We start from the raw sequence: 12,711 nt of genomic DNA, 5'->3' as shown, positions 1-12,711 counted from the left end.
GACGCGAGCCGGGTGATGGCAGCCGCGAAGAGCGCGACGAACAGGATGCCGTTTAACTGGCCGCGGGTTGATAGCTTGCTGGCGACGATCGTGGACATGGGTAGCGCGGAATAGGTTGTTTTGTTTAATGCTGCTAATCCTATCCGTGGAATATCGATATGAAAAATCGTGATTTGGGATGGGAAATATCGGTAACGCTGATAGATTTGCCAGAAAACTGCTGTTGTGCCAATGGTCCGCGGAATGCTGTCCCCGATTCGCACAACCCGCACGCTTGCGCGAGCAGCGTAACCCGCAGTCGGTGGATAACAGTGGCGGGGTAATAGAGGTCAACGCCGGCAAACGAAGGGCTCCACTCCGGCGTCGACTGAACGAGTCGCCTCGACGTTAGTAGCCGCGGCGCGTTGACCGACCTCATCGGATTGCTTGTCGCGGGTTTATCGGAGGCGATGGTCGGCAGCGTGAGGGCGAACGTGGTTTAGCGGCTTCTACCGCGCTGCAGCCAGCAAGCTATGAATCTGCGCGACGACCGCCGCGCCTTCACCGACAGCCGATGCGACACGCTTCGTCGATCCCGACCGGACGTCGCCGATTGCGAACACGCCCGGAACGCTCGTCTGCAACGGCAGCGCCGCGACATCGGCGCCCGTCAGCACGAAGCCTTTATCGTCGAGCGTCACGCCGCACGTCCTGAGCCAGCCCGTGTTCGGCTGCGCGCCGATGAACACGAACAGATGATGCGTCGCCATGCTTCTCTCGACGCCATCGGCATCGCGATAATGCACGCGTTCCAGACGCGCCTCGCCTTCGAGCGCACCCAGTTCGATACGCCGATGCAGCGTCACGTTGGGCAGCGCCACGATGCGCTCGATCAGGTAATGCGACATGCTGTGCTCGAGGCTTGCCCCGCGAATGAACAGATGCACGTGCTCCGCGTGCGACGCGAGGAACACCACCGCCTGTCCCGCCGAATTACCGCCGCCGACCAGCAGTACCGGCTCTTTGCGGCACAGTCGCGCTTCGATCGGCGTGGCCCAGTAGTAGACTCCGGCGCCTTCGAAGCGCGCGAGGCCGTCCACGTCCGGTCGCCGATACTCCGCGCCGCTCGCGATCACCACCGTGCGCGCCGTGATGCGCCGCTTGTCGGCAAGCTCGACGGCAAGTGGCTGCGCATCGCAATACAGCGCCTTGACCTCGCACGGGATGCCGATGTGCGCCCCGAACTTTTGCGCCTGCACGAACGCGCGGCCCGCGAGCGCGTGTCCTGTGATGCCAGTCGGAAAGCCCAGGTAGTTCTCGATACGCGCGCTCGTGCTCGCTTGTCCGCCGGGCGCGCTGCAGTCGAGCGCCGCAACCGACAGCCCTTCCGATGCCGCGTAGACCGCCGTCGCGAGCCCGGCCGGCCCGGCGCCGACGATCGCCACGTCGTAGACGTGCGCCGGATCGAACTCGGGGATCAAGCCGAGACAGGACGCGAGCTGGCCTTCGTCGGGATTGCGCAGCACGGCGCCGTTCGGACAGACGACGAGCGGGAAGTCGTCGGGCTGCGGCGTCAGGCGTTCCAGCAAGGCGACGGCTTCGGCGTCGAGCTTCGCGTCGAGCGTCATGTTCGGAAAGGCGTTGCGGCGCAGGAAATTCTGCAGCGCGAGGAGCCGCGCGTTGCCCGACGCGCCGACCAGCACGACGCCTTGGCCGCGTTCGATCACGAGCACGCGCCGCAGGATCAGCGCGCGCATGATTTTTTCGCCGAGATCGGCTTCGCTGATCATCATCGCGCTGAGTTCTTCGGGTCGCAGCAGTATCGCCTCGACCTCCTCGATGACGTGCGCATCCACGACAGCAGGCTTGGCGGAAAGCTGCGTGACGTCGGACGTGAAATCGCCCCGGCGCGTGTAGGTGTGGATGATCCGCTCGTGGCCCAAACCATCGCGGCCAACGATCCGCACCTTGCCAGACAGCAGGACGAACATGCCGGGGCAGCGGTTTCCTGCGCGATAGAGCAACTCGCCATTGGCATAACGCGACGGATCACCGAAGCGCCGCACCCGGCCGATTTCGGCTTCCGTCAGGAGCGGGAACATCTGCGCGTAGCGCGGATGGCTGAGCACGCTCGGGTCGTCGGCGCTCTCGCTGTCGGGCGCTTCGCCTTGCGGCGTCGGCGAATTGTCCCCTTCCATATCCGATTCTCCTCAGGTGAACGGCGGAATTCCTACTGACACACGGTAGGGGGCGTAATGTTTTTGTAAATCAGGGTTATCACCGGACAGGACGTAAGCGGCGTCGAGATCGCCCGAATGCGACGCCACGTTCACAGATTTGTCATCAGACGGGTCTAGCGTTTTACAAATTGCATACGTCGCATCGGGAGGGGCTATGCATACGTCCAGATTCGCATTGGCCGGCTTGGCTGCCGTGTTTGTCGCCGGGATGGCGCACGCCGCGGACATTACCGGCGCGGGCAGTACGTTCGCGGCGCCGATCTACAACAAATGGGCCGATGCCTATCAGAAGTCCTCTGGCGGCGGCAGAGTCAACTATCAGGGGATCGGTTCGTCGGGCGGGGTCAAGCAGGTGATCGCAAAGACCGTCGACTTCGCCGGTTCTGACGCGCCGCTCAAGGACGACGAACTGGCGAAGGACGGACTCTTCCAGTTTCCGACCGTCGTCGGCGGGGTCGTGCCCGTGGTCAACCTGCCGGGCGTCAAGCCGGGCGAGATCACGCTTTCGGGCCAGGTGCTCGGCGACATCTACCTCAACAAGATCAAGAAGTGGAACGACCCGGCGATCGCCGCGTTGAATCCCAACAAAAAGCTATCCGATGCGGATATCGCCGTGGTGCGTCGCGCAGACGGATCGGGGACGAGTTTCATCTGGACGCACTACCTCTCGCAAGTGAACCCTGAATGGAAGGCGAAGGCCGGCGAGGGCGCAACCGTCAACTGGCCGACCGGCATGGGCGGCAAGGGTAACGACGGCGTCGCCGCATTCGTGCAGCGCATACCGGGCGCGATCGGCTACGTCGAATGGGCATACGTGAAGCAGAACCGCATGACGTATGCAGCGATGAAGAACGCGGCCGGCACGGTCGTTCAGCCGAGCACCGACACGTTCAAGGCGGCGGCCGCCGGCGCCGACTGGTCCAAGTCCTTCTATCAGATCCTCACCAACGAGCCGGGCAAGGACGCATGGCCGGTCGTCGGGGCGACGTTCGTCCTGCTGCATATGAAACAGGACAAGCCGGAACAGGGCCGGGAGACGTTGAAGTTCTTTGACTGGGCGTTCAAGAACGGCGAGCAGGCCGCGCAGAGTCTCGACTACATCACGTTGCCCGCATCCGTCGTCACCGAGATTCGCTCGCAGTGGCGCGCGAAGATCATGGACGCGTCAGGGAAACCGCTTGCCGAATAGGGTTCGTGCTGGCTGCGCACTAAATACTTGCCGAATACTTTCGGGGCCGCGCATGAGCGAGACGGCGTTTTCGATTCTCGTCCTCTCCGCGCGCAACAGGGCACGCAACCTGATGGCGGGAGCGCTTTTTAATGCCTTGGTCGCTCCAAGGCTTTTCGCGCCAATCACGCGGCCATCGCACGAAGCACTTTCACCGCCGCCTGCGACTCCACTTTCTTTTCCTTGTTCAGCCAGCGGACCGCTTCCTGCACCGCGTCCTTGTCCGTCGAGCGGGCGGCGACGCGGCGCACCACCGCTTCGCTCGCGATCACGCTGTCGAGTTGGCCGAGTGCGGCTTGCGCGGCGCACAGATTTTCCATCGTGTGCCGATGTCCGCGTTCGAGAACGGGCGAGAACACTTCGATCATGCACTGAAAACGCGTCGCGGCTTCCTCGATGCTGCGCAGCGCCTTCACGTCCATGCGCTTCATTTTCACAGCGCGCTTTTCCTTCTTCCTGAGCGCATCGCCGGCGAGCGAGACGCGCGCCCGCGCAAATTCTTCGAGCGTCTGGTTCACGACCCGCGCTTCGAGGCTTCGACGTGCATCGGCGAGCGCGCGCCTGAGCATCACGTCGATGCCCGCGTTCCGGATCGCGTCGCAACTCGACATCGACGCATCGCGCCGCTCCTTGCTGATCGTCCGCATAACCGGCGCGACGCGCGAGCCGGTCTTGCGAGCGCGAGAAAGCAGGCCGCACGCCGCTTCGAGATCGTGCGGCTCGCGGGCGATATCGGCGATCCGCTTGAAGCGCTTCCTGACCACACGCGCCTCGCGTTCATCGAGCAGCGGCTCGAAGGCCCACCAGATCGCGCGCAACCGACGCAGCGTCGTGCACAGCGCGCGCAAACCGTGCGCGTTGGTGTCCGACAACTGTTCGGTCTGATGCAGGGCTTCGGTCGCGAGGGGCGCCGTCAGCATCACGAACGCATCGGCGACAGGCTGGTCGCGGAGCATGAACGACATCGAACGGCGGGTGCGTGCCGCATGCCGGGGCGGGGCGGGCAGCGGTGTGCGCGGGCTCGCTGCGCCAGGCGTTGGAGCGAAAGTCACAGTCATCGTCTCGAAGGTGCACGAGTTCGGCACGACCCGATGTTTTGATTATGGTTGTCGTGCTTTGGGGCCGGATTGTCCCGCCGGAAACCATAGACGTCTTTGATGTCACCGATGTGACAGCCCGGCTCACGCGTTCGACGGGCGTCCCGTTTTCACCGCTTCGAGGCCGTTGACCGCGGCGAGCAGGCGCTTCGGGGGAACGTCGTCGAGCATCGCGAGCGCGGCACGCAGCAGTTCGCTCTTTTTCACGCGAACGCCGGCGTCGAGGCACTTTTGCTTCAGCGATGCGAGCTTCGCGTACTCGGATTTGGGCATCGTGAAGCTGTCGCGTACGACCTTTTCCTTCTTCTGGCGCTTGGATTTCGCTTCAACCGATGCGTCGGTTTTAACGGCGGGCGTCGGTGCGCTTTTCTTTGCGGGTTTTGCCGGTTTTGCCGGTTTTGCCGTTTTTGGGGCAGGTGCCTTCGATTTCGTCTTCGCGGCCGGCTCGGCCTTCACTGCAGTTTTAAGCGCGGCACTTCGCGCGGATTGAAGCGTCTTCTTCACCGGCGTCTTGCTGGCGGTCGTCTCCATCTGTCTCTCCTGATCTTGTAGGCGAAAACAGTATATACAGTTTGTGGAGGGATGCCACAGTGACGGCCAAACGGCAGGCTTCGCGCCGCCAAATGGATATACGCAGTATCAGACGCTGGATGGGAGGACGGCTACGTTTCGAAGTGGGGCGCAAGCTTCCATTGGCATGAAGTCGATATTACTGAAGAAGCGCAGGTAACTCGCGCTTAAAATGTCCTATATCGGTTGAAGGGTCATCGGCTCACCCTCAATGAGATGACTCGCCACCCTTTCCCCCAGCGCTGGCCCGACACTCATCCCAACGCCGGCATGCATGAACACGCCCGTGACATTCGGCGCTACGCGCAGCACTGAAAATGGCGCCTCGGAAGACTTGGTGCGCGCGCCATAAACGCCTTGCCACCGCTCGACGACTTGCAGTTCGCCACCCAGCGTTTCCTCGGCAAGCGAAAGCAGCATCTCGTCGATGGCCGAAGAATCGAACGGCGAGGGATCGTCGGCGTAATCGTGCGAATCGCCGACGATGAGGTCACCGTCCGGCGTCGGACTCACGAGCAAGTGAATGCCATGCTCGAGCAGCGCTGGCTCACACGTTGCCACTTCCTCGCGTAGCACCGCAGCTTCAGGAAGATCAGAGAACGCACCGTAATGCAGGCAACTCAAGCCAGTCAGGACCGCGTGATCGAGCGCAAAAGGCGCAGCAGGCCGCACACGCAGCATCTGCAACCGGCATACACGCGGCTCGATCGCGGCAAGTTGCGGAGCAAGCAGCGAAAGATAATCGTGCCCCGCGCAAACGACGACATGTTCCGCCCGCCACACGCCCGCAGTAGTATCGACGAGACCACCGTCGATGTTCCGCGCGAGCGTTCCGAAGCGAAAATCCACGCCGTGCACGCGTCGCAAATAGCCGATGATCGAAGGCACTGCCTCGCGCGAAAACACTTGCAGATCGTCGCGCCCATGCAGCGCCGCGCGATGTCTGGCGAAGCGCCCATCGTAGAGATCGTCGAGCGCCGTGCGAGACAGCATTTCCGCTGCATACTCCGAGCGGGTTGCTGCAAACGCCTTCATCACACGCGCTTCTGCTTCGTTACGCGCAACCATCAGCGAGCCCGAACGCCGTACATGAAACCCCGCGCTTGCAGCCCAGCCAAGCCATATCTCGCGCGATGCCCGCGCAAGCGCGTGCATCGCGCCGGGCGGCTGTCCGGTCACGAGCACCATGCCGAAGTTGCGCACCGACGCGCCAAGCGGCTTGCCGCTACGCTCGAACACGGTCACGCGCAAGCCGCGCTTGGCGAATGCATACGCATGCGAAAGCCCAAGAATGCCGGCACCGACGATCGCGACGTCCGTATGAAAGTTAGAGTGAGTCATGGTCATCCGTGTAGAAGCTTGGCGCGTACTACAATACGCGCGGTCTAGTCCGATCGGACCCGTACAGCGGTTCGATCGATTGTCCCAATGTTCATCGCCGGCATTGCCGGCCGCACGCGATGCTCGCCGAACAACGCCATCAATACATCCTGTCGGAACTGTCGAAGAACGGCGCGCTGTCGGTCGCCGAGCTCGTGCGCGCACTCGACGTATCGCGCGAAACCATCCGGCGCGATCTCAACGCGCTCGCCGAACGCGGACTGATCGCGACCACGCACGGCGGCGCGCTGTCGAACGATCGTCGCGAGCCGGATCTCGACATCCGCGATGCGGCCAACACCGCGGCGAAGCGCGCGATCGGCGAGCGCGCGGCGCAACTCGTGCCGGATGGCGCATCCGTCATCATCGATTCGGGCAGCACGACGCAAGCGGTCGCGCGCGCGCTCGGCGACCGTCACCGGCTGACGGTGTACACCAACGACTGGCGTATCGCGCTGCTGCTCGGACGCCGCAACGACAACAAGGTCACGCTGCTCGGCGGCGAGCTGTCCGATCAGGAAGACGCGGTCTTCGGCCTCGATACCGTGCAGCAACTCTCGCAATATCACGCGGATTTGGCTTTCGTCGGCGCGGGCGCGATCACGCCGGACGCCTTCCTGACCGACTACTCGCGTCTCGCTGCGGAAGTGCGCAGCCGCATGATCGTGGCGGCGAGCGCGGCGGCGATCGTCGCGGATCATTCGAAGTTCGGCCACGTTACGCCGGTGCGTATCCGCGACTTCGACAAGGCGCGCTATCTCATCACGGAACTCGCGCCCGACAAGGCACTGCGCCGTGCGATCGCCGCGCGCGGGCCGGAACTGCTGATCGCTTAAGAGGAAGCGCGCGTGAAGCCTGAGCATCACGCCGCGACATCGACATTCAACGCCTGCAATGCGCGTCCTATCGCCGCGACGGCGCCGCGTATTTCATCGGCATCGATCGCGCCGATACAGCCCACGCGAAACGTCTCCATGTCCGTGAGCTTGCCCGGATAGAGCACATAGCCCGCACCGCGCACGGCCTCGTAGAAGCGCTTGAAATCGTAGATTGGATCGCGCGGCGCATGGAACGTGACGATCACGGGCGCCTGTATGTCGCCATCGAGATACCTTTCGAAGCCGAGCGCCGTCATGCCGTCGATCAAAGCGGCGCAGTTGCGTCGATAGCGCGCGCCACGCGCCTGCTGGCCGCCTTCCGCGAAGAACTGATCGAGCGCCGCGCGCAACGCGGCGACGACGTGCGTCGGCGGCGTGAAGCGCCATTGCGTCGTTTTCAGCATGTACGCGTACTGATCTTGAAGATCGAGCGCAAGCGATCGAGCGATGCCCGCCGACGCCTCCAGTAACGTCCGCCGCACGATCACGAAGCCCATCCCCGGCACGCCTTCGAGGCACTTGCCGCTAGCGGAAATCACGGCATCGATGCCGCCCTTCGAAACATCGATCGGCAGCGCGCCGAACGAACTCATCGCATCGACGATCAGGCGCTTGCCGTGCCGTGCGCAGAGCGCCGCGATATCGTCGAGCGGATTCAGCAGGCCCGCACTCGTTTCCAGATGCACCTGCGCGACGTGCGTGATGCGCGGATCGCGCTCGAACATCGCTTCGATGCGCGCGACGCTCGCTGGCTCGTCGTCGCGAAACTTCAGTTCGACGGCCGCGATGCCGAGCCGCTCCAGAATTTTCAGCAAGCGCGCGCAATACGCGCCGTTGTTCGGCACGAGCACGACGGCATCGCGCGGCACGAGCGAGCCTAGCGCGGCCTCTACGGCAAAGGTGCCGCTGCCTTGCATCGGCACGCAGACGAAATCGTCGTGGCCGGACACGATCGTGAGCAGATCGCGGCAGATGCTCTTCGTCATCCGGTTGAAAGCCGCGTCCCACGATCCCCAGTCGTAAAGCATCGCTTCGCGGGTCGCGGGCGAGGTGGTGAGCGGGCCAGGGGTCAGCAAGACCGGGCCATTTCCGTGGATCACGTTTCCTCCATTCAATGTTCAGTGACTTTGCCGAGACGCAAATCGTCCGGCGTATATGAAAAAGCATAAGCCAAAAAGTGGCGAAATGTGTTTATTGTGGGAGAAATGTTGCATCGTCATGGGTTTGTCACGAAGTTCTGTGATGCTTCGGTTGCGCTGCTGGCGAACCCGCTGCGGGCGCCGCGCGAAACGAACAAACGTGTGTCCATCCTCACGAAACTGGATGTATCCGCCTTCCCGGAGAACTGGCAACATGACAAGCAATCGCCTTTTCACATCGAACGAGCTCGCGCAGCGTGTGCTGTCGGCGCTCGCCGTGGCCGCGTTCACGAGCTTCGCGGCGCTGCCCGCGCAAGCCGCCGATTCCGTCGTGCTCTACACCGCCGACGGCCTCGAAAACCTCTACAAGGATGTCCTGCCGGCCTTCGAGAAGAAGGAAGGCGTGAAGGTCAACATCGTCACGGCGGGCAGCGGCGAAGTTGTGAATCGTGCGACCGTCGAGAAGGATTCGCCTAAAGCTGACGTGATCGTCACGCTGCCGCCGTTCATCCAGCAGGCCTCGCAAAACGGCTTGCTGCGCACGTACCAGAGCGTCAACTACAAGAACGTGCCCGCGATTGCGAAGGCGCCGGACGGCGCATGGGCGACGTTCGTGAACAACTACTTCTCGTTCGCGATCAACCCCGAAGTCACGAAGACGGCGCCCAAGACTTTCTCTGACCTGCTGCATCCGGACTTCAGCGGCAAGATCGCGTATTCGAACCCGGCGACAGCCGGCGACGGCATGGCCGTCATCATCCTGACGAGCGCGCTGATGGGCGAGGACAAGGCGTTCGAGTACCTGAAGGAGCTAGAGAAGAGCGCGAAATTCCACACGAAGGGCACGGGCTATCTCGACGTCCTGCTCTCGCGCAACGAGATCGCGTTCGCGAACGGCGACCTGCAGATGGATCTCGACGATGCAGCGAACGGCGGTCTTTCGCTCAAGCCGGTCTTCCTCTCGGCGAAAGCGGGTGACGCGCCCACGACGTTCCAGTTGCCGTACGCGATCGGCCTGATCAAGGGCGGTCCGAACCAGGCGGCGGGCGAGAAGCTGGTCGACTATCTGATGTCGAAGGAAGTGCAGGCGAAGGTGCCGGACATCTACGGCATTCCGGGGCGCACCGATGTGCCGCTCGCCGGCAAGAACGGCGAGGCGGTCAAGCAGGCCATCGCAGGCGTGAAGCTGATTCCGGTGGACTGGAACCATGTGATGGACAAGAAGGCGACGTGGACGACGCGCTGGAAGAGCGACGTGATCGGCAATTCGGGCAAAGAGGTCGAAGTGGTCAAGCCGAAGTCGTAAGCCTTTCACTTCAAAGCAAAGAGGACGCGAACCGTGAACACCCTGACGCTGGCTACGGCCACGCTCGACGCCGCAGCGCCCGCTCAAAGGCACGAGCCGGGCGGCGTGCGCATCGAGAACCTGAGCGTGCGCTTCGGCGCGCGCACCGTGCTCGACGATCTGTCGCTGACCATCGAACGCGGCGAGCTACTGACGGTGCTCGGCCGCAGCGGTTGCGGCAAGACGACGCTGCTGCGCTTCATCGCGGGCTTCGTCCAGGCGGACGGCCTCGCGGGCAGGCTGACGATCGCGGGACGCGACCTGACGCACATGCCGCCCTTCAAGCGGAACCTCGGCTTGCTGTTCCAGAGCTACGCGCTCTTTCCGCATCTCTCGGTGTTCGACAACGTCGCGTTCGGCTTGCGGGCACGCCGCCTGAAAGCGGGGGAGATCGCGCGACGCGTCGCCGATGCGCTCAAGCTCGTGCAACTCGGCGACGCGGGCCATGTGATGCCGGCGCAGTTGTCGGGCGGGATGCAGCAGCGCGTGGCGCTGGCGCGCGCGCTCGTGATCGAGCCAGACGTGCTGCTGCTCGACGAGCCCCTCTCGGCGCTCGATGCCAATCTGCGCGCCTCCGTGCGAAGCGAGTTGAAGGCGCTGCATGAGCGCTTGCCGAACCTGACGATCGTCTGCGTGACGCACGATCAGGACGACGCGCTCGTGCTCTCGGACCGCACGCTGCTGATGCGCGATGGCCGCATCGCGCAACTGGGCACGCCGCGCGAACTCTACGACAACCCGAAGGACGCCTTCGTAGCGCGCTATCTCGGCGCGGCGAACCTGCTGCCGCCCTCGGTGATGTATCCGGTCGGCGATGCGCGTCACGCCGTGCGTGACCGCGTGGCGTGCATCCGTCCCGAGTACCTGTCGATCGTGCCGCTCGGCGCGGCGCGCCTGCACGGGACGATCGTGTCGGTGGAGTGGTATGGCGCGGCGTTGTCGGTGTCGGTCGCGCTCGACGCGTGGCCGGATGCACCCGTGCTCGTCACGATGCAGCGCTCCCACGGCCCGATGCCCGAGAAGGGCGCTCGTGTTTCCCTACGCCACGAGGTTGACGATGTCGTCCTTATCGACGAGTGAATTCCGCATCGACGACGCCGCGCACGTCGTCGCGAAACGGCGGCGCGGACGGCTCGCGCAATGGCACCTGTGGTTCATCCTGATCGTGGTGCTCGGCCCGCTCGTGATCTATCCGCTCGTGCGGCTCCTCACGCTCAGCGTGACGGACGCGCACGGATTCAGCCTGCATGCGTACACCGCGTTCTTCAGTAACCCGGAGACGAGCGGTGTGATCGGCAAGACGCTCGGCATCCTGTTCGCGAGCGCGACACTCGCCTCGCTGCTCGGCGTCCTGCTCGCGTCGATGCTGTTCTTCAAGCCGTTCCCGGGCGCAAAACTCGTCACGCGTTTCCTCGAATTGTTCGTCGCGTTTCCGTCGTTTCTGGTCGCGTTCACGCTGATCTTTTTGTACGGGTCGCAGGGGTCGGTGAGCATCGGCTTGCAGCGGCTCTTCAATCTGCAAAACCCGCCGCTCGACTTCCTGTTCGGCATCGGCGGCGTGATTCTCGCGGAGGTCGTGTTCTATGCGCCGTTCGTCGTGCGGCCGACGCTCGCGTCGTTCGCCACGCTCGACACGCGCCTGATCGAGGCCGCGAGCAGCCTCGGCGCGAACGGCCCGATGGTCGCGTTCAAGGTGATCCTGCCGCTCGCGTGGCCGGGCATCGCGGCGGGCACGATCCTGTGCTTCCTGCTCACGCTGAACGAATTCGGCATCCTGCTCGTGCTCGGCAGCGCGCACCTGATCACGCTGCCGACCGCGATCTACAGCTCCGCGACGGTCGATCTCGACTTGTCGGCGGCTGCTGCGGGAGCGGTGGTGATGCTGGCGATTTCGCTGTCGCTCTATGCGCTGTATCGACGGATCAACCGGCGCACCGGAGGCCGCAATGGCAACTGAATTGACGCTCGATGCGAGCGCTTCGAAGTCGCACACGCTCAGGCGGATCGGCGCGTGGGTCTTCATGGGCTTCGCTGCGTTGTTGTGTTTCTGGCTCTTCGTGCTGCCGGTGATCGTCGTGGCTCTGTCGAGCGTGGCATCCCACTGGTCCGGCACGATCCTCCCTGATGGCTTCAGCCTGCGGTGGTTCGAGCGCCTCGGTTCCAGCGACTTCGACGCTCTGACGACGAGCCTCTCGGTCGGCTTCGGTGTCGCGGTGCTGGGTACGGTGCTCGGGCTCTGGCTCGCGCTGGCGCTCGAAGGTCGCGACCGGCGCGGCGTGGGTGCATGGGTCGATACCATCGCGATGATGCCCAACGGCGTGCCGAGCGTCGTGCTAGGGCTTGCGGTGCTGATCGCGTATCACAAGAAGCCGCTGGACATTTCGGGGTCGGCGGCCATCGTTGTACTCGTGCAGCTCGCGCTCGTGCTGCCGTTCTGCTACCGGTGCGCCGCCGCCGCCCTGCGCCCCGAAGTCACGGTCCTGCGCGAAGCCGCCGCAAGCCTCGGCGCGCCGCCCGCGATGGTGCTCGGACGCGTGGTCTTGCCACAGCTTGTGCCCGCGATCCGCGCGAGCCTTGCGTTGGGGTTCGCTTTGTCGCTGGGGGAGCTGGGCGCCACGTTGACGGTCTATCCGCCGGGCTTTGCCACCGTGCCGATCGTAGTCGTCGGGCAGGTGAACCGTGGCTATTACCTGCCAGCATCGGCGCTTTCGCTGATCCTGCTTGCGGTGTCTCTTGCGGCTTTGCTGCTGATCGCAGTGAAGGCGCCGAAGCGGCGCAGCGTTTGATCTAGTGTGGTTTTTTGCCGGCATCCCGTTCACGCGCGATGTTCAGCCACGTCTGAATATGTGGCATAT

At 63.7% G+C, this 12,711-nt stretch carries 12 protein-coding genes; 7 read left to right on the top strand and 5 right to left on the bottom strand.

Annotated features, from left to right (window positions below; all coding sequences use genetic code 11):
- Positions 1–488: 488 nt before the first annotated feature.
- The gene (locus AWB67_RS19870; protein WP_087657939.1) at positions 489–2,177 is read right to left on the bottom strand and encodes an FAD-dependent oxidoreductase; all 1,689 of its coding nucleotides are present in this window, start codon (positions 2,175–2,177) and stop codon (positions 489–491) included.
- A gap of 196 nt (positions 2,178–2,373) precedes the next feature.
- On the opposite strand from AWB67_RS19870, the gene pstS reads away from it, so the two are divergent.
- On the top strand, positions 2,374–3,408 hold the full coding sequence (gene pstS / locus AWB67_RS19865) for a phosphate ABC transporter substrate-binding protein PstS (RefSeq protein ID WP_087657938.1): 1,035 nt from the start codon (positions 2,374–2,376) through the stop codon (positions 3,406–3,408).
- A gap of 164 nt (positions 3,409–3,572) precedes the next feature.
- Here the strand turns inward: pstS and AWB67_RS19860 are convergent, their stop codons facing one another.
- Both AWB67_RS19860 and AWB67_RS43185 read right to left on the bottom strand, forming a co-directional pair.
- On the bottom strand, positions 3,573–4,412 hold the full coding sequence (locus AWB67_RS19860; protein WP_235025226.1) for a CHAD domain-containing protein: 840 nt from the start codon (positions 4,410–4,412) through the stop codon (positions 3,573–3,575).
- A 216-nt stretch (positions 4,413–4,628) separates the two neighbouring features.
- The gene (locus AWB67_RS43185; RefSeq protein WP_327366186.1) at positions 4,629–4,817 is read right to left on the bottom strand and encodes a hypothetical protein; all 189 of its coding nucleotides are present in this window, start codon (positions 4,815–4,817) and stop codon (positions 4,629–4,631) included.
- 1 nt (position 4,818) lies between these two features.
- Between AWB67_RS43185 and AWB67_RS43180 the strand changes: the two genes are divergently transcribed.
- Entirely contained in the window at positions 4,819–5,034 is a 216-nt protein-coding gene (locus tag AWB67_RS43180; protein WP_327366184.1) for a hypothetical protein, read from the top strand.
- 257 nt (positions 5,035–5,291) lie between these two features.
- On the opposite strand, the gene AWB67_RS19850 is transcribed toward AWB67_RS43180, so the two are convergent.
- Entirely contained in the window at positions 5,292–6,455 is a 1,164-nt protein-coding gene (locus AWB67_RS19850) for a TIGR03364 family FAD-dependent oxidoreductase (protein ID WP_087657936.1), read from the bottom strand.
- A 119-nt stretch (positions 6,456–6,574) separates the two neighbouring features.
- Between AWB67_RS19850 and AWB67_RS19845 the strand changes: the two genes are divergently transcribed.
- Positions 6,575–7,330 (top strand): DeoR/GlpR family DNA-binding transcription regulator, encoded by a 756-nt coding sequence (locus tag AWB67_RS19845; RefSeq protein ID WP_087657935.1) that lies wholly within the window; start codon positions 6,575–6,577, stop codon positions 7,328–7,330.
- A 26-nt stretch (positions 7,331–7,356) separates the two neighbouring features.
- Here AWB67_RS19845 and AWB67_RS19840 read toward each other — a convergent pair whose 3' ends face one another.
- Positions 7,357–8,472, bottom strand: a complete 1,116-nt coding sequence (locus AWB67_RS19840) for a 2-aminoethylphosphonate--pyruvate transaminase (RefSeq protein WP_087657934.1) — start codon at positions 8,470–8,472, stop codon at positions 7,357–7,359.
- A 253-nt stretch (positions 8,473–8,725) separates the two neighbouring features.
- Between AWB67_RS19840 and phnS the strand changes: the two genes are divergently transcribed.
- The 4 genes from phnS to phnV are packed head-to-tail and all read left to right on the top strand — an operon-like array spanning position 8,726 to position 12,642.
- Positions 8,726–9,817 carry a 2-aminoethylphosphonate ABC transporter substrate-binding protein gene (gene phnS, locus AWB67_RS19835; protein WP_087657933.1) on the top strand — a complete coding sequence of 364 codons (1,092 nt, stop codon included), beginning with the start codon at positions 8,726–8,728 and terminating at the stop codon, positions 9,815–9,817.
- A gap of 33 nt (positions 9,818–9,850) precedes the next feature.
- Complete coding sequence (phnT, locus tag AWB67_RS19830; protein WP_087657932.1) at positions 9,851–10,936, top strand: 2-aminoethylphosphonate ABC transport system ATP-binding subunit PhnT; 1,086 nt, start codon at positions 9,851–9,853, stop codon at positions 10,934–10,936.
- Entirely contained in the window at positions 10,914–11,813 is a 900-nt protein-coding gene (locus AWB67_RS19825; RefSeq protein ID WP_087657931.1) for a 2-aminoethylphosphonate ABC transporter permease subunit, read from the top strand. Before phnT ends, AWB67_RS19825 begins: the two co-directional genes overlap by 23 nt.
- On the top strand, positions 11,803–12,642 hold the full coding sequence (gene phnV, locus AWB67_RS19820; protein ID WP_268808070.1) for a 2-aminoethylphosphonate ABC transport system, membrane component PhnV: 840 nt from the start codon (positions 11,803–11,805) through the stop codon (positions 12,640–12,642). Before AWB67_RS19825 ends, phnV begins: the two co-directional genes overlap by 11 nt.
- Positions 12,643–12,711 lie beyond the last annotated feature (69 nt).

Origin of the sequence: Caballeronia terrestris, assembly GCF_001544515.1 — a bacterium.
Classification (GTDB): domain Bacteria; phylum Pseudomonadota; class Gammaproteobacteria; order Burkholderiales; family Burkholderiaceae; genus Caballeronia; species Caballeronia terrestris.
The sequence above is the reverse complement of the archived record's forward strand: the minus strand, read 5'-3'. Positions and strand labels throughout refer to the sequence as shown.

Excerpts from the sequence above, each read along its gene's own strand:
- AWB67_RS19870 (WP_087657939.1), bottom strand. The coding sequence starts at position 2,177 with ATGGAAGGGGACAATTCGCCGACGCCGCAAGGCGAAGCGCCCGACAGC.
- pstS (WP_087657938.1), top strand. The coding sequence starts at position 2,374 with ATGCATACGTCCAGATTCGCATTGGCCGGCTTGGCTGCCGTGTTTGTC.
- AWB67_RS19860 (WP_235025226.1), bottom strand. The coding sequence starts at position 4,412 with ATGTCGTTCATGCTCCGCGACCAGCCTGTCGCCGATGCGTTCGTGATG.
- AWB67_RS43185 (WP_327366186.1), bottom strand. The coding sequence starts at position 4,817 with ATGCCCAAATCCGAGTACGCGAAGCTCGCATCGCTGAAGCAAAAGTGC.
- AWB67_RS19850 (WP_087657936.1), bottom strand. The coding sequence starts at position 6,455 with ATGACTCACTCTAACTTTCATACGGACGTCGCGATCGTCGGTGCCGGC.
- AWB67_RS19845 (WP_087657935.1), top strand. The coding sequence starts at position 6,575 with ATGCTCGCCGAACAACGCCATCAATACATCCTGTCGGAACTGTCGAAG.
- phnS (WP_087657933.1), top strand. The coding sequence starts at position 8,726 with ATGACAAGCAATCGCCTTTTCACATCGAACGAGCTCGCGCAGCGTGTG.
- AWB67_RS19825 (WP_087657931.1), top strand. The coding sequence starts at position 10,914 with ATGTCGTCCTTATCGACGAGTGAATTCCGCATCGACGACGCCGCGCAC.
- phnV (WP_268808070.1), top strand. The coding sequence starts at position 11,803 with ATGGCAACTGAATTGACGCTCGATGCGAGCGCTTCGAAGTCGCACACG.